Below are 19,041 nucleotides of genomic sequence, written 5' to 3'. Positions count from 1 at the left end.
GAGGTAGTGGACTGGACCACTACCTCGGCACGAACGGAACTACCTCGGCAGGTCTCGCACGACCTCGGGGAGAACGGGACTACCTCGGCGGGAGCCCGACTACTTCGACGGCGTGATGACGACCTGGCCGGCCCACGTGAAGCCGCCGCCGAAGCCGAAGAGCAGGGCGGGCGTGCCGGCCGGGATCTTGCCCGCGTGCCACCACTTGGACAGGCCGAGGGGGATGGACGCGGCGGACGTGTTGCCGGACTCGGTGATGTCCGTGACGACCACGCGGTCCTCGAGGCCGAGCGCCTTGGCCAGCGGCTCGATGATGCGCAGGTTGGCCTGGTGCGCCACCAGCACGCCGATGTCGTCGAGCGTCAGGCCGGAGGCCTCGACGACCCGGCGGGCACGGTCGGCGGCGCGGGTGATGGCCCACTTGAAGACGGCCCGGCCGTCCTGGGCGAACTTCTCGGTGGGCATCTCGATGCGCACGGCGGGCGTGAGCTCGGGCTCGGAGCCCCACACGACGGGCCCGACGGCGGGGACGTCCGCGGCCTGCAGCACCACGGCGCCCGCACCGTCGGCCGTGAGGATGCAGGTGCTGCGGTCGGCCCAGTCGGTGACGGAGGTGAGCTTCTCCGCACCGACGACGACGGCGGTGCGCGCGGACCCGGCGCGGATGGCCTGGTCGGCGAGCCCGACGGCGTAGGCGAACCCGGAGCAGGCGGTGTTGACGTCGATGACGGCGGGGCCGACGACGTTGCGCAGGTCGGGCTCGTCCTCGCCCTCGGGCGTGCTGGCGCCGGGCTGCACGCCCGTGCGCAGGGCGTAGGCGACGCGGCCCGCGGTGTTCGGCGAACGGTCCACCGCGGTGGCGGTGGCGACGATCACCAGGTCGACGTCGGTGCCGGCGACGCCCGCGTCCTCGAGCGCGTGCCGGGCGGCGGCGGTGGCCATGTCCGCGACGGTGACGTCGTCGGCCGCGACGTGCCGGGTGACGATGCCGGTGCGCGAGCGGATCCACTCGTCGTTGGTCTCGACGAGCTGCGCGATGTCGTCGTTGGTCATGACCTTCTCGGGCTGGTGGTGGCCGAGACCGACGATGCGGGATCCTGCGGCGCCCGTCGGCAGCGTCAGGGCGGGTGCGGTGGACTCACTCATGGGAGCGATCATCCCACCGCGTCGGGCGCTGCCTCACCCCCGTGTCGGACGACGGACGGGCCGGCCCGCTCGACCAGCCCGAAGGGCACCGTGAGCACGACCCGCCCCACCTGGAGGTGGTACCGCGTCCGGCCGCGCTTGACGAGCGCGCCGACCACGCCGTCGTACCGGCCCGGGGCCACCACGCGCAGCGGCTCCCCCGGCAGCACCGTCGCCGGGTCGACCCGGCGCCCCGACGAGGCGCGGGGCCCCGGCGGGAGCGCCCCGTCGCGGCCCGCCGCCGAAGGCCCGCCGAGCTCGGGCACCGGCCGCCCGCGGTACGTCCACGACAGGAGGAACCGCCGGTCGAAGACGGGCGAGCAGCGGCCGCACGCCTGCGGTCGCTGCGGCCGCCGGAAGCGCGTCACGCGGTGCCCGGCGGGGCAGCGCCCCACCCAGTCGCCCTCGACCTCGGGGCTCCCCTCGCGCACCAGGCGGCGTCCGGTGGAGCCGATCCGCCGCGCCGTGGCACGCCAGACGGCGTCGTGCCCGTGCCGCGCACCGGCCAGCGCGTGCGCGATCTCGTGCAGCACCACCTCGCGCACGTCGGCCTCGTCGTACAGGGCGGTCAGCGGGCCCGACAGGCTGATCTCGCGGGCGTCGTGCCGGCACATCCCGGCGCGTCGCCGCGCCCGGTCGAACCGGAACGCCCAGCCGGACAGGCCGTGCTCCGCCATCAGCCCGCGCGCCAGGCGCGCCACGTCCCCCCGCTCCATGCCTCGCCCCCGCCCGTCGTGCCGCTCGCGCCCGGCCGCGCGCGCGGCCACCGGCAGGACGCTAACGGCCCCCGCGGACACCCGTCGCCGGCGATCCACAGGCCCGAGGGCGCCTGCGCGCGACGCGAGGTGTGCGCGCGGGGTCCGGCGAGCAGTCTCGCGTCAGACGCCGGCTTCCCGGGAGAAGCCCTCGATGTGCGCCGCCACCGCGGCGGAGGCGGCCGCGCCGTCGCCTGCCGCGACGGCGTCGAGCACGGCCCGGTGCTCGGCGCGCAGCCGGCCGGCGGTGCGCGGCCAGGACGGCAGCCGCTCGATGCCGACCGCGACGTAGCCGCCGATCGCGCCACGCAGGCCCGACATCACGGCCTCGACGAGCACGTTGCCGGCGAGGCGCACGAACTCCAGGTGGAACGCCTGGTCGAGCTCGAGGAACTCGGCGGCAGGGACGTCGTCGTCCTCCATCCGCGCCAGGAGCCGGCGCGCCTCCTCCAGGTGGGCGGCGGCGCCGGGCGCGTGGTCGGCCGCGCGTTCCGCGGCCTGCGCCACGGCCCACGACTCGAGCAGGACCCGCGTGGCGACGACGTCCCGCACCGGCAGCGTGCCGGTGGCGACGTGGAGGCGGACGGCCGCGCCCAGGCCGGCGGCGGGGCGGTCGATGACGACGGCGCCGGCGTTCGGGCCGGAGCCGACCCCGGGCCGGACGATGCCGAGCGCGTCGAGGACGCGGATCGCCTCGCGCACCGACGGCCGGGAGACGCCAAGGTCCTCCGCGAGCGCCCGCTCGCCGGGCAGCCGCTCGCCGAGGCCCCAGCGGCCGGCGGCGATGCCTTCCTCGAGGTAGGCGAGGACTCGTTCGTGGGTGCGCACGGGCTCAGCGTAACGACATCGGGCCCGGTGGTCAGACCACATCCGCTAGAGTGGCCGCTCGACGCCGCGCTCCCGTGCGGCGCCGCACCGCCCGGGCCATGCTGACCATGCAGGCCGTTGCTGGACCGACCGCCGCATCGCAGCGGCGCCGAAGGAGTTCCGAGGAGTCGCATGCGCATCGCCCTCGCCGCCACCTGTCTCGCCGACACCCTGTTCCCCGGGGCCCCGCGCGCCACCGCGCGCCTGCTGGAGCGGCTCGGCCACGAGGTCGTGTTCCCTACCGGCCAGGCGTGCTGCGGGCAGATGCACGTCAACACCGGCTACTTCCGCGAGGCGGTCCCGGTGATCCGCAACCACGTGGAGACGTTCGCGCCGGTGGCGGACGGCGAGTGGGACGCCGTCGTCATCCCGTCCGGGTCGTGCACAGGGTCCGTGCGCCACCAGCAGGCGATGGTCTGCCGCCGCGCCGGCCTCGACGACCTCGCGACGACCGCGGAGGCGGTCTCGGCGAAGACGTACGAGCTGTCGGAGCTGTTGGTCGACGTCCTCGGCGTCACCGACGTCGGCGCCTGGTTCCCGCACCGCGTCACCTACCACCCCACCTGCCACTCGCTGCGCATGCTGCACGTGGGCGACAAGCCGCTGCGGCTGCTGCGGGCCGTGGCGGGGATCGACCTCGTGGAGCTGCCCGCGGCGGACACGTGCTGCGGGTTCGGCGGCACGTTCGCGCTGAAGAACGCGGACACGTCGGCGGCGATGCTCGCGGACAAGACGGCGCACGTGCGCGGCACGGGCGCCGAGGTGCTCACCGCCGGCGACATGTCCTGCCTCATGCACATCGGCGGCGGCCTGTCCCGGCAGGGCACCGGCGTCCGGGCGCTGCACCTGGCCGAGGTGCTCGCCTCGACGCGCGAGGAGCTCACGCCCCTGCCCGAGGCGACGTTCACCCGCCCAGGGCGCGACGAGCGGACGGGGGCCGCGCGATGAGCGAGACGTTCCTCGGCCTGCCCCGGCCGCGACGCCGCCCCACCGAGGCGGACGAGCCGTTCGGCCCCGTCCCCCACCCGCAGGAGCCGCTGCGCTGGGGCCAGGACTTCCCCGCCGCGGCGAAGCAGACGCTCGCGAACGACCAGCTGCGCCGCAACCTCGGCCACGCCACGCAGGTGATCCGCACCAAGCGGGCCGCCGTCGTCGGCGAGGTGCCCGACTGGGAGCCGCTGCGCGACGCCGGCTCGGCCGTGAAGCAGCAGGTCATGGCGCACCTCCCGGACCTGCTCCAGCAGCTCGAGGAGAACGTCGTCGCGCGCGGCGGCATCGTGCACTGGGCGCGCGACGCGGTGGAGGCGAACCGGATCGTCGCCGGCATCGCGAAGGCCAAGGGCGCCGACGAGGTGGTCAAGGTCAAGTCGATGGCCACCCAGGAGATCGGGCTGAACGAGGCGCTGGCCGACCAGGGCGTCGCCGCCATCGAGACGGACCTGGCCGAGCTCATCGTGCAGCTCGCCGACGACATGCCCTCGCACATCCTGGTCCCCGCGATCCACCGCAACCGGTCGGAGATCCGCGACATCTTCCTCGCCCGCATGGGCGACGCCCCGCCCGACCTCTCGGACGTGCCGCGCGAGCTCGCGATGGCGGCCCGCGCGCACCTGCGCCGCAAGTTCCTGTCCGCCAAGGTGGCGGTGAGCGGCGCCAACTTCGCCGTCGCGGACACGGGCACGCTCGCCGTCGTCGAGTCGGAGGGCAACGGCCGCATGTGCCTCACGCTGCCCGAGACGCTGGTGACGGTGATGGGGATCGAGAAGCTGGTGCCCACCTTCGACGACCTCGAGGTGTTCCTGCAGCTGCTCCCCCGCTCGTCGACGGGCGAGCGCATGAACCCGTACACGTCGCTGTGGACGGGGGTCACGCCCGGTGACGGGCCGCAGGAGTTCCACCTGGTGCTGCTCGACAACGGCCGCACCGACGTGCTCGCCGACGAGGTAGGGCGCTCCGCGCTGCACTGCATCCGCTGCTCCGCGTGCCTCAACGTGTGCCCCGTCTACGAGCGGGTGGGCGGCCACGCCTACGGCTCCGTGTACCCCGGTCCGATCGGCGCGATACTCACGCCGCAGCTCACGGCGTCGACCGGCGGCGTGTCCGGGCACCACGACCCGAACGCCTCCCTGCCGTACGCGTCGTCGCTGTGCGGCGCGTGCTACGAGGTGTGCCCGGTGAAGATCGACATCCCGTCGATCCTCGTCGACCTGCGCGCCCGCGAGGTCGACGCCGACCGCTCGGCGCGCGCCGTCGACCCGTGGCGCACGGCCATGAAGGCCGCGTCGTGGGTGATGGCCGACGGCGACCGGTTCGCCGTCGCCGGTCGCGCCGCGACGCTGGGCAGCGGCCTCGGCGGCCGCGACCACGCGATCTCGGTGGCGCCTCCGCCGGCCACCGCGTGGACCCGGTCGCACGACCTGCCCGCCCCGCCCCGGCAGACGTTCCGGCAGTGGTGGAAGGCGGAGCACGAGAACGAGGAGGGCACCCGATGAGCGAGGCACGCACCGAGGTCCTGGCGCGCGTGCGCGCGGCGCTGGGACAGGCCGGCTCAGGCACGACGCCGTCGGGCAAGGTCGGCACGCCACCGCGCCCCGAGCCCGTGCCGCGGGCCTACCGCGCCGCCGGGGAGCACGCCGTCGGCTCGCCCGAGGTGCTGGAGCAGCTGGTCGACCGGCTCGTGGACTACAAGGCCCACGTGCACGACGTCACCGCCGACGCCCTGCCCGCCGCCGTCGCCACCCTCGTCGCCGACCTGTCAGGGCCACACGAAGGTTCCCGTGGTCGTGGCCCTGACAACTCCACGGCTCCGGAGTTGTCAGGGCCAGGAGCAGGTTCTGATGGCCCTGGTCCTGACAGGTCGGTGCGGGTGGTGGCGCCCGACGGGCTGGACGACGCGTGGCTCGCGGCGCTGCCGGCGGGCGTGGAGGTCGTGCGCGACTCGCGGGAGCGCCCGCTGGCCGCGACGGACCTGGACACCGTGGCCGCCGTCGTCACCGCCGCCCGGGTGGCGATCTCGGAGACGGGCACGATCGTGCTCGACGGCGAGCCGGACCAGGGGCGGCGCGCGATCTCGCTGGTGCCCGACGTGCACCTGTGCGTGGTGCGGGCCGACCAGGTGGTGCAGACGGTGCCCGAGGCCGTGCGGCTGCTCGGCGTGCACCCCGAGCGGCCGCTCACGTGGATCTCGGGCCCCAGCGCGACGTCGGACATCGAGCTGGACCGCGTGGAGGGCGTGCACGGCCCGCGGACCCTGCACGTGCTGCTGGTCGCCGCCGGCTGACGACGACCAGCCGCGCGTCAGGGCGTGTCGCCCACGGCGTCGACCAGCCCCGACTCGAGCAGGGCCCAGCCGGTGGGCTCCGAGTCCGCGTCCAGCGTCGTTCTGGTCCCGAGGACCTCGTCCGTGTCCGGGTCGATGACGATGTCGGTCCGAGCACCCCGGGCGGTCGTCAGGCCGACCCCCACCCCGCTGCGCCCCACGACGTCCGTCAGCCCTCCCGTCGTGGTCACCCCGGGGATCTGCGCGACGGCGCCGAGGAGCCCGGCCTCGATCTCCGGCGGCATCCCACCGTTCTCCAGCAGCCGGACGACCTCGTCGAACACCGCCTGGTCGGGGCGGTCGGCCGGGAGGCCTGCCGGCTCCTCGGGGGGGTCGACGGTGGCTCGCAGGAACGCGAGCATCGCCCCCGCGTCCCCGTCGGTCGGCATGCCCGTCGGGAACGCAGGGATGTCGCCACAGGCGTCCCAGGTCCCGTCGCAGGGTTCGAGAGGCGACTCCCACGGACCACCGTCGGGGTCCCACGGGTCCTGACCGGGCTCTGTCACCCCCGTGACCAGGCCCGGGTGCTGGGCGTCGACGGACTTCCAGGCCTCCCGGGTCTGGGTCACCATGGCGACCGCGTAGTCGCCGTCGGGCCCCTCACCCTCGTGCATGGCGCGCTGGACGCCCCTCGTGTACACGAACTGGTCGCCGCGCGGGTCCCATGCCGGTTCCTCCGCGGCACGGTCGGCCGCCGACCGCAGCAGCTCCACGGCCTCCGCGCTCGCCGCCGGCCGGTCGCCGACGGTCGGGACCACGGCGAGAGTCCCGGCCGCGACGGCGGCGATCCCGGCGGCGAGCACGACGCGGCGCCCGCCGCGGCGACGACCCGGCCCGGAGCCCGCGGAGCGGCGCCCACCGGGTCGGTCCCCACCCGACCCGACCGCGTCGCCCGAGCGGACCACGTGGAGCGCCGGAATCGGCTCCATCGGCTCGGGCGCTGCCACAAATCCCGCTCCCAGCTCGTCCACGATCCGCCGCCGCAACGCGAGGGGCGGCCCGGCCGTCGGCGGGTCGAGCAGGGTGCCCGCCTGCCGGAGCATCGTCATCTCGTCCATCAGCTCTCCTCCGTCCAACCCTGGGCGCGCAGCCGCGCGCGCAGCACGCGCCGGGCACGGTGCAGGCGCGAGCGCACCGTGCCGATCTTGATCTCGAGCGTCCGTGCGATCTGCTCGTAGGTGAGGTCGCCCCAGGCGGCGAGCAGGAGCACGTCCCGGTCGCGGGCCGCCAACGACGCGAGCGCCTCCGTGAGCGCCGGCCCCGCAGCCCGGGCGCTGACCGCCGCCGCGACGCCGTCCGCCAGGTCGTCGTCGGCGGGCGCGACCCCCGACCTCGCGAACGCGCGGTACCGCGCCGCCTCGGCGCGGTGCCAGCGGGCGATCTCCTTGGTCGCGATCCCGAACAGCCACGGTCGGGCGTCGATCCGGGAGAGGTCGTAGGAGTCCCGGCGCCGGAACGCGGCGACGAACGTGTCCGCCACGACGTCCTCGGCGTGCTCGGCACCCACCCGTCGGTACGCGTAGCGGTAGAGCTGGGCGGAGTACCGCCCGTAGAGCGCCGCGAAATGCTCGGGTTCCTCGATCGACGCCGAGATGATGGCGGCATCGCCGGAGGCGGGCTCTCGGCGCGCGACCGCCGTCATGTCGTCCCGGGTCTCGTGTCGCACGTCCGGACCATCTCCGCCTCCTCGTCGCTGCACTCCGTCGCTGTCCCCTGGTATCTCCCCTCGCGCCGCGAAGAGTTCACGGCGGAAGGGAGACGCCCGACGACGGGCTCGCGTCCAGGAGGGCGTGCACGGCCCGCGGACCCTGCGCATCTGCTCGTCGACGCTCCCAGAGCACGACGACCTGAGCACGACGACGGCGCCCGGGCCCACCGGGGTCCGGACGCCGTCGTCGTCAGCGCGTGATCGCTACCGGTTCAGCCCCGGCGACGTGCGCGGCGACGTGCCCGGGGTGGCGTCGGCGAGGCCGTCACGCAGCGCGAAGTACGCCGGCTTCTTCTCGAAGTCGCCGGTCATGATCGTGGCGTACCCCTCCGGGAAGACCCCCGGCACCCACGACCGCTCGTCGTCGAAGCCCCAGACCGTGAAGCTCGTGCAGGCGGACACACCGAGGCACGCCTGCAGCAGCCGGTCGTACCGGTCGGCCTGGGTGGCGATCTGCTCGGCGGTCGGCTCGCCGTCGTCGCCGAGCGGCATCCGGACGTCGGCCTCGGTGACGGCCACCTTCAGCCCAAGGTCGGCGAACCGCTGGAAGTTCGCCTGCATCGAGTCGTCGAAGCCGTACTGGAGGCTCAGGTGGCTCTGGGCGCCGAAGCCCTGCAGCGGCGCGCCGTCCGCGAGGAGCTCCTTGGCCAGCGCGTAGTAGGCGTCGGTCTTGGCGTTGATGCCCTCCGCGTTGTAGTCGTTCATGAAGAGCAGCGCGTCGGGGTCGGCCTCGTGGGCCCAGCGGAACACGTCGCCGATGAGGCCGACCGGGTCGTCCGCGCAGGCCTTGAGGAACGGGTTGGCCTCGGTGCGCAGTCGCACGCCGCCGGCGTCCCAGTCGTCCTGCATGACCTCGTTGATCACGTCCCACTCGTAGATCTCGCCGGCGTAGCGGCCGACGACGGTGCGCACGTGGTCCTCGAGGACGTCGCGCGCCTCGTCGCAGGTCCAGGTGGCGGCGGCCTCCGTCACCCACTCCGGGTTCTGGCTGTGCCACAGCAGCGTGTGCCCGCGGACCTCCTGGCCGTTGGCCTTGGCGAACGCCACGACGGCGTCCGCGCCGGAGAAGTCGTAGACGCCCGGCTCGGGGTGGAGCTCGGCCCACTTCATGTCGTTCTCGGGGGTGAGCGAGCCGAACTCGTCCCCGAGGATCTTCTGGAACGCGTTCGGGTTCTTGCGGTCGTAGCCGAGCAGCTCGTTCTTGCCCCACACGGCGCTGCCGATCTCGAGATCGTGCGGGCTCTCGGAGCGCAGCGTCGGCTCCGGCGGCCGGGCCTGGGCCATCGGGACGGCCAGTGCGAGGACCGTGACGGCGGACGCCGCGACGGCGGCGGCGCGCTTCAGCTGGGGGGAATGGGACATCGTTGTTCCTCTCCGGGTCGGGTCGTCGACGTCTCGGGCGAGACCGTCGAGGTGGTCCGAACGCGCCGAATATAACGATGTCGATAACGTTTTCGCAATGGCCTCGCGATCCTCCGCGCTCCCCCGGCCGGCGGCGCCCGCCGCCCGGCCGGTCGTCGCCGCTCGCCGGAGGCCGCAGAATGGGTGCCCGTGACCGACAGCGCGCCGCCGACGGACGAACCGGCCGAGTCCGACGCCCTCTTCGAGGTGCCGCCGGGCGCGCGCCGGCCCGCCCGGCGGATCGTGCTGCTCACCGGGCCGTCGGGGTCGGGCAAGACGGCCCTCACGCGCCGGCTCGGCCTGCCGGTGGTCAACCTCGACGACTTCTACCGCGACGTCGACCACCCGGGGATGCCGATGCGGTACGGCATCGTCGACTGGGACGACCCGCGCAGCTGGGACTCCGAGGCCGCGCTCGACGCGCTCCGCGAGGTCGTCCGCACGGGCCGCGCCGAGGTGCCCGTCTACGACATCCCGACGTCGCGCCGCACCGGCGGCACGGTGCTCGAGGCGGGCGACGCGCGCGTCGTCGTCGCCGAGGGGATCTTCGCGGCCGAGCTGGTCGCCGCGTGCCGGCGCGAGGGCATCCTCGCCGACGCGATCTGCCTCGCCCGCCCGCGCGTCGTGACGTTCTGGTTCCGCTTCCTGCGCGACGTCGCCGAGTCCCGCAAGCCGCTGCCCACCCTGGTACGGCGCGGCTGGGGCCTCATGCGCGCGGAGCCCGCCCTCGTGCGCCGCTGGGTGGGGCTGGGCTGCCGGCCCGTGGCGCCCGCGCAGGCCGAGCGGGACATCCGCGCCCTGCTCGCGGCCTGAGCTCGCTGCACGCGGTGCGGTGGCGCCCCTACGGTGGGCGCATGGCAACGGTGCGAAAGTTCCAGGTGACCTTCGACTGCGCGGACCCGGCGCGCGTCGCTCGCTTCTGGTGCGAGGTGCTCGGGTACGTCATGCCCGACGGCGTGGACTGCGTCGCGCAGGACCCCACCGGCGAGGGTCCGCGGTTGTTCTTCCAGAAGGTGCCCGAGGGAAAGGTCGTGAAGAACCGCGTGCACCTGGACGTACGCGTCGGCACCGGGCTCGTCGGCGACGAGCGCCTCGCCGCCCTGCGCGCCGAGCAGGCTCGCCTCGAGCCGCTGGGCGCCGTCCACCTGTGGACGCAGCTCGCGGACGGCGAGGAGGAGTCCTGCATCACCATGCAAGACGTCGAGGGCAACGAGTTCTGCCTCGACTGACGCCCGTCGCGGGAGCGTCAGGCGACGAACCCGAGGGACGCCCAGCGGAGCAGCGCCCACGCGAAGACGACGACGGACGCCGCGACGACCCACGGGCGGCTCCACCCGGCGAGCCCGGTCGCGGCTGCACCCACCAGGGCGAGCGGCACGAGGTAGAGCACCGCGAGCGCGCTGATCGCCAGCGCCGCGGCGAAGGCCGGCGTCACGCCGTCGCCCGACCCACGCGCCTCCCTGTCGAGGACCTCGCGCCCACCGCCGGCTTCGTTCGTCATCGCCGTCCTGCTTCCCGTCGACCCCGTGCACGTCGTCGTGCCGCGGCCGCGATCCTAGGGAGCACCGGGCACGGAGGGAAGCCGCCTCGCGCGAGCACCCGGACGCACCCGGTCGGCGCGTCGGGCGACCGGGGCTACGCGCCGGGCAGCGGCTCGTCGAACAGCTCCAGGAGGCGGGTGGTGGTGCGCCAGGAGCGCACGGTCATCTGCCGGAACACGGGCATGCCCATGAGCCGCTGGATGCGGGTACGCCGGGCCTCGGCCGCGACGCGGGAGAAGTAGATCGCCGCCGGGCCGGGCGCGACGGCGTCGACACCGTCGCGCAGCTCGGGCATCGCGTCAAGCACCTCGTGCGCGGTGAGCGGCGCCTTGAGGAAGAAGACGTCGCTGCGCAGCGCGTCGGAGCCGTGGTCCGGCGGCGCGGCGGCGACGGTGGCACTCAGCTCGTCCCGCGAGCGGACCAACGTCGGGACGGCGAAGCCGTACCGGTCCGCGAGCGCCGCCTCGATCGCGCACTCCAGGTCGGGACCGCTCGCCGGGCCCGCCGCCATCAGCACGTTGCCGCTCTGCTGCACGGTCCGCACGGCGCCGAGGCCGGCGTCCGCGAGGCACGCGGCGAGGTCCGTCATGGCGACGGCGTGGCGGCCGCCCACGTTGATCCCGCGCAGCAGCGCGACGGACGTGGGCACGGCGGGCGCCCCTGCGGACCGGCGCGGCTCGCTGACCATCCGTCCACGGTGCCACCGGCCCCCGACATCGGGCCTGGAAAGTGTCATGCGAACGTCACACGGCGGTCATCCGCACCACATGATCGGCGCTCACGCTGGGCGCAGGAGGTGGTCCGGATGGCTGTGCAGACGGTCGATCGGGGGGCTCTTCGAGTCCTCTCGCTCTACGAGGGGTTCTTCAGCGGCGGCGCGCGCGTGCTGCACTCGTCGGTGGTGGCCGGCCTGCACGGCCAAGGCCGCCAGCGGCACGCCGTGCTGAGCATCCACGACGACGTGCGGCGTGAGGCCGCGCGGCAGCGGATGGTCGACGACCCCCGCTACCGGCAGCTCACGGCAGCGGGCGTGCGCGTGACGTCGCTCGGCCGGTCCGCGGACGTGCCGCACGACCCGGAGGTCGTCACCGACGCGGAGGCCGAGGTGCTCGCCCGCGCGCTCGGCGCCACCGACGTCGTGCTGTCGCTGAAGGAGCAGCCGCTGCGGCTGCTCTCCCGGCCCGACGTGCTGCCGGACCGGCCGGTGGTCGCGTGCCTGCACCGGTCCGACCCGCAGAACCAGGGCTCGGGGCTCGGGCACCTGCTGCGCGCGGCCGACGACGGGCGGCTCGCCGCGGTCGTGTGCTGCGCGGAGTCCACCCGCGCCGCCTACGAGGCCGCGGGCGTGCCCGCGCACCTGCTGCGCGTCATCCCGAACGGCGTCGACCTCACGCGCTTCCGCCCCGTGCCGCCGGCGCGGCGCCTGGCCCTGCGCGGGGCGCACCGGCTCCCCGCCGACGGTGTGGTCGTCACGTACGCCGCCCGCTACGACGCGATGAAGAACCCGGGCCTGTTCCTGGCCGCGGCCCGCGAGCTGCTCGGCCGCGACACGGACGCGCACGTGGTGCTGTGCGGGGCGGGGATGAGCCCCGCGAACCCGGACCTGGGCGCCGACCTCGTGCTGGCCTTCGCCGACCGGCCCGATCTGCTCGCGCGCGTGCACCTGCTGGGCGTGCGGCACGACATGGAGCGGGTGCTCGCCGCGTCGGACGTCGTGGCACTCACGTCCGCGTTCGGCGAGGCCGCCCCGCTGTGCCTCATCGAGGGCGCGATGTGCGGCGCGGTCCCCGTGACGACGCCCGTGGGCGACAGCGCGCGGATCGTGGACGGCATCGGCCTGGTGACCGGCTTCGACCCGGCGGAGGTCGCGGCCGCCTGGCTCGAGGCCGCCGCCCGCCGCGACGCCCTCTCCGGCGCGCTGGTCGCCGCGCGGCCCCGGTTCAGCCACGTGCGCATGCTGTCCGCGTACGCCGCCACGGTCGAGCGGGCCCACCGCGGGCTGGGCCTGACGCTGGCGCGCGGCTGAGCCGCGGCGCCGCGACCGACGTCGCGCGGGCTACGCCACGTCGGGCCGCGTCATCAGGGGCGCGGTCACGTGCAGGGCCAGGTCGGGGCCCGTCAGGGGCACGAGGTTCCACGTCGCGACGGCGGTACCGCCGTGGGCGTCGACCTCCACGCGCACGCGGTGCGGCGTCGTGATCACCACGACGTCGGCGACGAACGTCCGCCCCCGCCAGGCGCCGCGCGCGACGACCGGCCGCCCGAGCGGTGCGCTCTCCCGCCATCCCTCGTGGCCCACCTCGACGTCGAGGCCCGGCCCGAGGCGCAGGAGCCAGCCGCCGTCGCGGGGCTCGACGGCCACGACCGTCCCGTCCGGCAGCGCGGAGCCCTCGGCGGACGCGTCGACGCTCGCCGTGACGGCTTCGCGACCACCGACCGTCCCCGTTACGGGCGGCAGCGCGAGCCCTCGCAGCCGCTCGGCGAGGGCCGCGTCGGCGGCCGGGTCCCCGCCGCCGTCCGGGTCGGCGTCGAGCCCAGGCAGGAGGCACTCCCACAGCGGGCCGAGCAGCGTCTCTCCACCCGCGCTCAGCGCAGCCGTCACCGCGACCACGAGGTCGAGCGACGGCACGACGACGCAGCTCTGTCCGAACGACCCCTCCCCCCGGAACCCGTGCCGCGACCTCCAGAACTGGTACCCGTACCCGCACAGCACGTCAGGGTTCTGCGACCAGCCCTCGACCTGCTCCGTGGGCGCGTGCCACGCCGTGGCGGTCTCGACCCACGCGCGCGGCACGAGCTGCCGGTCGCCCCATCGGCCGCCGCGGCGCAGCAGCTCCCCGAAGGCGGCCACCGCCTCGGTCGTCAGGTGCAGGCCGTGGAAGCCGAAGGACGCTCCGCTCGCCACCCGGTCCCACTCCGCGTGGTGGACGCCCATCGGGACGAAGACCCGCTCGTCGAGGAGCTCGGGGAGGCCGCACCCGGTGACCCGCTCCACCATGCGGGCGAGGACGTAGGTGGTGGCGTTGTCGTAGCCGTGCACCGTGCCCTCGGGGGCGGCGAACGGCACGCGCAGGAAGCCCTTCGTCAGGTCCCCCGGCTCGAGCTCCCACGCCTCCGTGAGGCTGTCGGTGCGGTGGCCGCTGGTCATCGACAGCAGGTGGTGGACGGTGAGGCGCCGCCCCTGCGCGAGGACGTCCGCGGGGCCGTCGGCGGGCGCGCTCTCCGGCAGCACGTCGACCACGCGGTCGTCGAGGGAGAGCAGCCCGTCGGCGACGGCCAGCCCGACGGCGACGGCGGTGAACGACTTGGTCAGCGAGTACAGCAGGTGCGGGCGGTCCGCCGTGTACGGCGCCCACCACCCCTCGGCGACGACGCGGCCGTGGCGCACCACCATGAGCGAGTGGCACTCGACGCCGTCGGCCTCGAGCCGGTCGAGCAGGTCGAGCACGGCGCGGGCGGACACGCCCTCCGCCGACGGGGTCGAGCGCGGCAGCAGGGACGGTCCGGGGTGCATGCGGGCACCGTACCGACGCCGCGCCACGGAATTTCGCGGGGCCGCGCGCCCCGGGTGCTCCCGCCGTCAGCGCGTCGAGTCGCGCAGCTGCACCTCGAAGTCGACGTCGGTGACGGCGCCGCCCACGGCGTCGTCGACGGCGGCCCGGACGGCGAGGCCACCCATCTCCTCCAGCGGGATGCGCACGGTGGACAGGGCGGGCACGTGGTCGCGCAGCGTGGGGACGTCGTCGAACCCGGCGACGCGCACGTCGCGCGGCACCTCGACGCCGAGCTCGCGCAGGCGCGCGATGAGGCCGATAGCCATGACGTCGGTGACGGCGAAGACGCACAGCGGGTCGCTGCCGGCAGGCTCGGCGCGCACCAGCTCGGCGAGATCGTCGCCGGCCGCGTAGCCGCCGTCGCGGGAGAACTCGGCGGTGAGCACCTCGGCCACGGTGCCGCCCCCGGCACGCGCGGCCGCGGTGAAGGCGTCGGTACGCTCGCGCGACGTCACAACCCGGGCCGGGCCGCCGAGCACCACGAAGCGCCGCTGACCCTGGGCGAGCAGCGCCTCCGCGAGCGCGCGGGCCCCGGCGGCGTTCGGCGGGCGCACGACCGACCCGTCGCCCACGGGCTGGCCCACGATGACGGAGCGACCTCCGGCGGCGACGAACGCGTCGAGCTCGGCGGCCAGGGCGGCGTCCTCGTCGGGCGTCCAGCGCGTGCCGGCGACGACGACGGCGTCCACGCGGTGTGCGGCGAACGCGGCGACGGCCTCGCGCTCGGCCTCGGGGTCGCGGCCCGTCGAGGCGAGCAGCACGAGGCGCCCGCGGTCGCGGGCGGCGTTCTGCGCGCCGGCGGCGATCGAGGAGAAGTAGGGGTCGGAGATGTCCTGGACGACGAGCCCCAGCAGACCCGACCGCGCCCGCGCCAGGGCCTGGGCCTGGGCGTTCACGACGTATCCCAGCTCGGAGGCCGCCGCCTGGACGCGGGCGACCAGCTCCGCGCCGGGCTGCCGCGCCGACCCGTTGAGCACCCGCGACGCCGTGGCGAGGGAGACCCCCGCGCGGTCCGCGACGTCCTGCAGCCTCGCTCGTCCCACGTGCTCCTCCTGGCCTGTCCGGGCGTCCGCCTTGACGCGCTCGCCGGACACACCTTACCGTGATCGGGAAAGCGCATTCCTCTGCCGTCCCGGCATAGGGTCCGTGCACCACCCGGCGCCGCGCGCCGACGACGAAGGAGTCCTGAGTGAGCACACCCACGCGCACCCTGCGCATCGCGATGAACGGCGTGACGGGCCGCATGGGCTACCGCCAGCACCTCGTGCGCTCGATCCTGCCGATCCGCGAGCAGGGCGGCGTCGAGCTGGCCGACGGCTCGCGCGTCCAGGTGGAGCCCGTGCTGGTGGGCCGCAACGAGTCCAGGCTCGCCGAGCTGGCCGCGCTGCACGGCGTGGACGAGTACACGACCGACCTCGACGGGATCATCGCCGACCCCGCCACGGACATCGTGTTCGACGCCTCCATGACCTCGCTGCGCGCCAAGACCCTCACCAAGGCGATGCAGGCCGGCAAGCACGTCTACACCGAGAAGCCCACCGCGGAGACGCTCGCCGAGGCCGTCGACCTCGCCCGCCTGCGCGAGGAGACCGGCGTCACCGCCGGCGTCGTGCACGACAAGCTGTACCTGCCGGGCCTGGTCAAGCTGCGCCGCCTCGTCGACGAGGGCTTCTTCGGGCGCATCCTGTCGCTGCGCGGCGAGTTCGGCTACTGGGTGTTCGAGGGCGACCACCAGGCCGCGCAGCGGCCGTCGTGGAACTACCGCAAGGAGGACGGCGGCGGCATGACCACGGACATGTTCTGCCACTGGAACTACGTCCTGGAGGGCATCCTCGGCGCCGTCAAGACCGTCAACGCGCAGACCACCACGCACATCCCCACCCGCTGGGACGAGCAGGGCAAGGAGTACGCCGCCACCGCCGACGACGCCGCGTACGGCATCTTCGAGGTCGAGACGCCGGACGGCGACCCGGTCGTGGCGCAGATCAACTCCTCCTGGGCCGTGCGCGTGTACCGCGACGAGCTCGTCGAGTTCCAGGTGGACGGCACGCACGGCTCGGCCGTCGCCGGGCTGCGCAAGTGCGTGGCCCAGCAGCGCGCGCACACCCCCAAGCCCGTGTGGAACCCCGACCTGCCCGTCACCGAGCCGTTCCGCGACCAGTGGCTCGAGGTGCCCGCGAACGCCGACCTCGACAACGGCTTCAAGCTGCAGTGGGAGGAGTTCCTGCGCGACGTCGTCGCCGGCCGCCCGCACCGGTTCGACCTGCTGTCCGCCGCGCGCGGCGTGCAGCTCGCAGAGCTCGGGCTGCTGTCGTCGGCCGAGGGCCGCCGCCTCGACGTCCCGGAGATCGCGCTGTGACGACGACGTCCGTGAACACCGCCCTCGCCCCGGAGCTGACGCCCAGCGGCGTCACCGTGCGCCTCCCCCGGTTCGACGCCGCGGGCCGCGCCACCGGCACGGAGGTGCGCGAGCTGCACGCCCCGGGCCCGTGGACGAAGCCCGCCGGGCCGATCACCTCGCGCCTCGCGTTCGCGGCGGCCCACGTCGTGCCGCAGGTCGGCGCGGAGAACGTGCCGGGCGCGCCCGCCGTCGTCGACTGGGACGCGACGCTCGCCTACCGGCACCGCATCTGGGAGCACGGCCTCGGCGTCGCCGACGCCATGGACACCGCGCAGCGCGGCATGGGCCTGGACTGGGCCGCGACGCAGGAGCTGGTGCGCCGGTCGTCCGCCGAGGCCGCGGCCGTCGGCGCGCGCATCGCGTGCGGCGCGGGCACGGACCAGCTCGACCCGGCGACCCTCGAGCCCGGGGAGGCCGGCCTCGCCCAGGTGGTCGACGCCTACCGCGAGCAGGTGCACGTGGTGCAGGACGCCGGCGCGCAGGTCATCGTCATGGCCTCGCGCGCGCTGGCGAAGGTGGCCCGCTCCCCCGAGGACTACGCGCGCGTCTACGACGCCGTCCTCGCGGAGGCCGACCGGCCCGTCGTGCTGCACTGGCTGGGCACGATGTTCGACCCGGCCCTGGCCGGGTACTGGGGGTCCGACGACGTCGAGTCCGCGACCCGGACGTTCCTCGACCTCATCCGGGCCCACCAGGACAGGGTCGACGGCGTCAAGGTGTCGCTGCTCGACGCGCAGCACGAGGTCGGGCTGCGCCGCGCGCTGGCCGCCCTCGACGGCTCGCCCGTGCGCCTCTACACCGGCGACGACTTCAACTACCCCGAGCTGATCGCGGGCGACGAGCAGGGCCACTCCGACGCCCTGCTCGGCATCTTCGCCGCCATCTACCCGGCGGCGTCCACCGCGCTGCAGGCGTTCGACGCCGGCGCCGCGGGAGACCCGGACGGCGCGGCCCGCGGGCACGCGATCCTCGCCTCGACCGAGAGGCTGGGGCGGCACATCTTCGCGGCGCCGACCTTCTACTACAAGACGGGCGTGGCGTTCCTGTCCTGGCTGAACGGCTTCCAGCCGGGCTTCCAGCTCGTGGGCGGGCTGCAGTCGGGCCGGTCGCTGGCGCACCTGGTGGAGCTCGCGCGCCTGGCCGACGGCTGCGGCATGCTGCTCGACCCGGCGCTCGCCGCCCGGCGCCTGGACGCGCTGCTCGTCACGAACGGGGTGACCGCATGACCGCCACGCCGGACGGAGCAGACCTCGGCCGCTGCTCCCTCAACACCGCCACCGTCAAGCACGCCACCCTCGCCGAGGCCGTCGACGCCGCGGCGGCCGCCGGGATGGGTGCGGTCGGGCTGTGGCGCCACCAGGTGCAGGAGCACGGCGCCGACAAGGCGGCCCGGATCGTCGCCGACGCGGGACTCCGGGTCTCCTCGCTGTGCCGGGGCGGCTTCCTCACCGCCGCCGACGAGGCCGGGATCGCGGCCGCGCTCGACGACAACAAGCGCGCCATCGAGGAGACCGCGGGCGTCGGCACCCGCGAGCTGGTCTTCGTCGTGGGCGGCCTGCCCGCCGTGAGCGCGCCCGGCCGTGGCCCCCGCACCGACGCCGGGCCGGGCGACCGGGACGTCGTCGCCGCCCGGAACCGCGTGGCCGACCGGGTCGCCGAGCTCGCGCCGTTCGCGGCCGAGCACGACGTGCGGATCGTGCTCGAGGCGCTCCACCCGATGTTCGCCGCCGACCGCGCGGTGATCTCCACGCTCGGGCAGGCGCTCGACCTCGCCGCGCCGTTCGCCCCCGAGACCGTGGGCGTGGTCGTCGACACCTACCACGTGTGGTGGGACCCGCAGCTGCGCGAGTCGATCGCGCGGGCCGGGGCCGAGAGCCGCATCGCCGGTTACCAGGTGTGCGACTGGAACCTGCCGCTGGCCGCCGACCCGCTCAACTCCCGCGGGCACGTGGGCGACGGGTACGTCGACTTTCCGACGATCTCCCGCTGGGTCGCGGAGGCCGGCTACACCGGGGACGTCGAGACCGAGATCTTCAACGAGGAGATCTGGGCCGACGACCACCGCGCCACCGCCCGCACCGTCGCCGAGCGGTACGCGGCGCACGTGCTGCCGCACCTGTGACGGCACGACCGGTCCGGACGCGACCGGTCAGGATCGGAGAAGCGCGAGCAGCGGGCGCTCCCTAGCGTGGGTGGTGGGGGGGCCCGCGGGGGGCGCCCCCCCCCCCCCGGGGGACCACAAGGGCCCCGCCCGGGGGGGCAGACCCGCCCAGCCGCCCCCCCGGGAGGAGCGCGCCCCCGGGGGCCCGG

19 protein-coding genes are annotated in these 19,041 nt (G+C 75.1%); 9 read left to right on the top strand and 10 right to left on the bottom strand.

Going from position 1 to position 19,041, the window contains the following annotated elements:
• Nucleotides 1–99 precede the first annotated feature (99 nt).
• The 3 genes from ACFWDO_RS18190 to ACFWDO_RS18180 all read right to left on the bottom strand — a co-directional run bounded on the left by ACFWDO_RS18190 (nt 100) and on the right by ACFWDO_RS18180 (nt 2,768).
• Nucleotides 100–1,146 (bottom strand): beta-ketoacyl-ACP synthase III, encoded by a 1,047-nt coding sequence (locus ACFWDO_RS18190; RefSeq protein WP_380322048.1) that lies wholly within the window; start codon nt 1,144–1,146, stop codon nt 100–102.
• Between the two features lie 8 nt (nt 1,147–1,154).
• On the bottom strand, nt 1,155–1,952 hold the full coding sequence (locus ACFWDO_RS18185) for a SprT-like domain-containing protein (protein ID WP_380322045.1): 798 nt from the start codon (nt 1,950–1,952) through the stop codon (nt 1,155–1,157).
• Between the two features lie 111 nt (nt 1,953–2,063).
• Entirely contained in the window at nt 2,064–2,768 is a 705-nt protein-coding gene (locus ACFWDO_RS18180; RefSeq protein ID WP_380322042.1) for a FadR/GntR family transcriptional regulator, read from the bottom strand.
• Nucleotides 2,769–2,939: 171 nt separating this feature from the next.
• Here ACFWDO_RS18180 and ACFWDO_RS18175 point away from each other — a divergent pair, with 171 nt between their 5' ends.
• The 3 genes from ACFWDO_RS18175 to ACFWDO_RS18165 are packed head-to-tail and all read left to right on the top strand — an operon-like array spanning nt 2,940 to nt 6,087.
• Nucleotides 2,940–3,755, top strand: coding sequence for a (Fe-S)-binding protein (locus tag ACFWDO_RS18175; RefSeq protein ID WP_380322039.1), 816 nt, complete (start codon nt 2,940–2,942; stop codon nt 3,753–3,755).
• Nucleotides 3,752–5,299, top strand: a complete 1,548-nt coding sequence (locus ACFWDO_RS18170) for a LutB/LldF family L-lactate oxidation iron-sulfur protein (RefSeq protein ID WP_380322036.1) — start codon at nt 3,752–3,754, stop codon at nt 5,297–5,299. The genes ACFWDO_RS18175 and ACFWDO_RS18170 overlap by 4 nt, the downstream gene beginning before the upstream one ends.
• Nucleotides 5,296–6,087: a lactate utilization protein C gene (locus tag ACFWDO_RS18165; protein ID WP_380322033.1), complete on the top strand. Its 792-nt coding sequence runs from the start codon at nt 5,296–5,298 to the stop codon at nt 6,085–6,087. The genes ACFWDO_RS18170 and ACFWDO_RS18165 overlap by 4 nt, the downstream gene beginning before the upstream one ends.
• Before the next feature lie 17 nt (nt 6,088–6,104).
• Here ACFWDO_RS18165 and ACFWDO_RS18160 read toward each other — a convergent pair whose 3' ends face one another.
• From ACFWDO_RS18160 to ACFWDO_RS18150, 3 genes are all read right to left on the bottom strand, one after another.
• Nucleotides 6,105–7,184, bottom strand: coding sequence for a CU044_5270 family protein (locus ACFWDO_RS18160; protein ID WP_380322030.1), 1,080 nt, complete (start codon nt 7,182–7,184; stop codon nt 6,105–6,107).
• On the bottom strand, nt 7,184–7,792 hold the full coding sequence (locus tag ACFWDO_RS18155; protein ID WP_380322027.1) for an RNA polymerase sigma factor: 609 nt from the start codon (nt 7,790–7,792) through the stop codon (nt 7,184–7,186). The genes ACFWDO_RS18160 and ACFWDO_RS18155 overlap by 1 nt, the downstream gene beginning before the upstream one ends.
• A 246-nt stretch (nt 7,793–8,038) precedes the next feature.
• Complete coding sequence (locus tag ACFWDO_RS18150) at nt 8,039–9,196, bottom strand: endo-1,4-beta-xylanase (protein ID WP_380322024.1); 1,158 nt, start codon at nt 9,194–9,196, stop codon at nt 8,039–8,041.
• 189 nt (nt 9,197–9,385) lie between these two features.
• Between ACFWDO_RS18150 and ACFWDO_RS18145 the strand changes: the two genes are divergently transcribed.
• Nucleotides 9,386–10,048 carry a uridine kinase gene (locus tag ACFWDO_RS18145; protein WP_380322021.1) on the top strand — a complete coding sequence of 221 codons (663 nt, stop codon included), beginning with the start codon at nt 9,386–9,388 and terminating at the stop codon, nt 10,046–10,048.
• 41 nt (nt 10,049–10,089) lie between these two features.
• Nucleotides 10,090–10,464: a VOC family protein gene (locus ACFWDO_RS18140; RefSeq protein ID WP_380322018.1), complete on the top strand. Its 375-nt coding sequence runs from the start codon at nt 10,090–10,092 to the stop codon at nt 10,462–10,464.
• Nucleotides 10,465–10,481: 17 nt separating this feature from the next.
• Here ACFWDO_RS18140 and ACFWDO_RS18135 read toward each other — a convergent pair whose 3' ends face one another.
• Together ACFWDO_RS18135 and ACFWDO_RS18130 are read right to left on the bottom strand one after the other, a co-directional pair.
• Complete coding sequence (locus ACFWDO_RS18135) at nt 10,482–10,736, bottom strand: hypothetical protein (protein WP_380322015.1); 255 nt, start codon at nt 10,734–10,736, stop codon at nt 10,482–10,484.
• Between the two features lie 134 nt (nt 10,737–10,870).
• On the bottom strand, nt 10,871–11,464 hold the full coding sequence (locus ACFWDO_RS18130) for a DUF1697 domain-containing protein (RefSeq protein WP_380322012.1): 594 nt from the start codon (nt 11,462–11,464) through the stop codon (nt 10,871–10,873).
• 117 nt (nt 11,465–11,581) lie between these two features.
• Here ACFWDO_RS18130 and ACFWDO_RS18125 point away from each other — a divergent pair, with 117 nt between their 5' ends.
• The gene (locus tag ACFWDO_RS18125) at nt 11,582–12,802 is read left to right on the top strand and encodes a glycosyltransferase (RefSeq protein WP_380322009.1); all 1,221 of its coding nucleotides are present in this window, start codon (nt 11,582–11,584) and stop codon (nt 12,800–12,802) included.
• Between the two features lie 30 nt (nt 12,803–12,832).
• On the opposite strand, the gene ACFWDO_RS18120 is transcribed toward ACFWDO_RS18125, so the two are convergent.
• Together ACFWDO_RS18120 and ACFWDO_RS18115 are read right to left on the bottom strand one after the other, a co-directional pair.
• Entirely contained in the window at nt 12,833–14,290 is a 1,458-nt protein-coding gene (locus ACFWDO_RS18120; protein WP_380322006.1) for a serine hydrolase domain-containing protein, read from the bottom strand.
• 66 nt (nt 14,291–14,356) lie between these two features.
• Nucleotides 14,357–15,373 (bottom strand): LacI family DNA-binding transcriptional regulator, encoded by a 1,017-nt coding sequence (locus ACFWDO_RS18115; protein ID WP_380322003.1) that lies wholly within the window; start codon nt 15,371–15,373, stop codon nt 14,357–14,359.
• A 179-nt stretch (nt 15,374–15,552) separates the two neighbouring features.
• Here ACFWDO_RS18115 and ACFWDO_RS18110 point away from each other — a divergent pair, with 179 nt between their 5' ends.
• From ACFWDO_RS18110 to ACFWDO_RS18100, 3 genes are read left to right on the top strand one after another with little or no spacing between them, the layout of a single operon-like run.
• The gene (locus tag ACFWDO_RS18110; protein WP_380322054.1) at nt 15,553–16,689 is read left to right on the top strand and encodes a Gfo/Idh/MocA family protein; all 1,137 of its coding nucleotides are present in this window, start codon (nt 15,553–15,555) and stop codon (nt 16,687–16,689) included.
• Nucleotides 16,690–16,745: 56 nt separating this feature from the next.
• Nucleotides 16,746–17,957 carry a dihydrodipicolinate synthase family protein gene (locus tag ACFWDO_RS18105; RefSeq protein WP_380322051.1) on the top strand — a complete coding sequence of 404 codons (1,212 nt, stop codon included), beginning with the start codon at nt 16,746–16,748 and terminating at the stop codon, nt 17,955–17,957.
• On the top strand, nt 17,954–18,853 hold the full coding sequence (locus ACFWDO_RS18100) for a sugar phosphate isomerase/epimerase family protein (RefSeq protein WP_380322000.1): 900 nt from the start codon (nt 17,954–17,956) through the stop codon (nt 18,851–18,853). The genes ACFWDO_RS18105 and ACFWDO_RS18100 overlap by 4 nt, the downstream gene beginning before the upstream one ends.
• Nucleotides 18,854–19,041: the final 188 nt, after the last annotated feature.

It is taken from the genome of Isoptericola sp. NPDC060185, assembly GCF_042728595.1.
Lineage (GTDB): Bacteria > Actinomycetota > Actinomycetes > Actinomycetales > Cellulomonadaceae > Isoptericola.
Note: the sequence above shows the minus strand (reverse complement) of the source record. Positions and strands in the feature narration are given on the sequence as shown.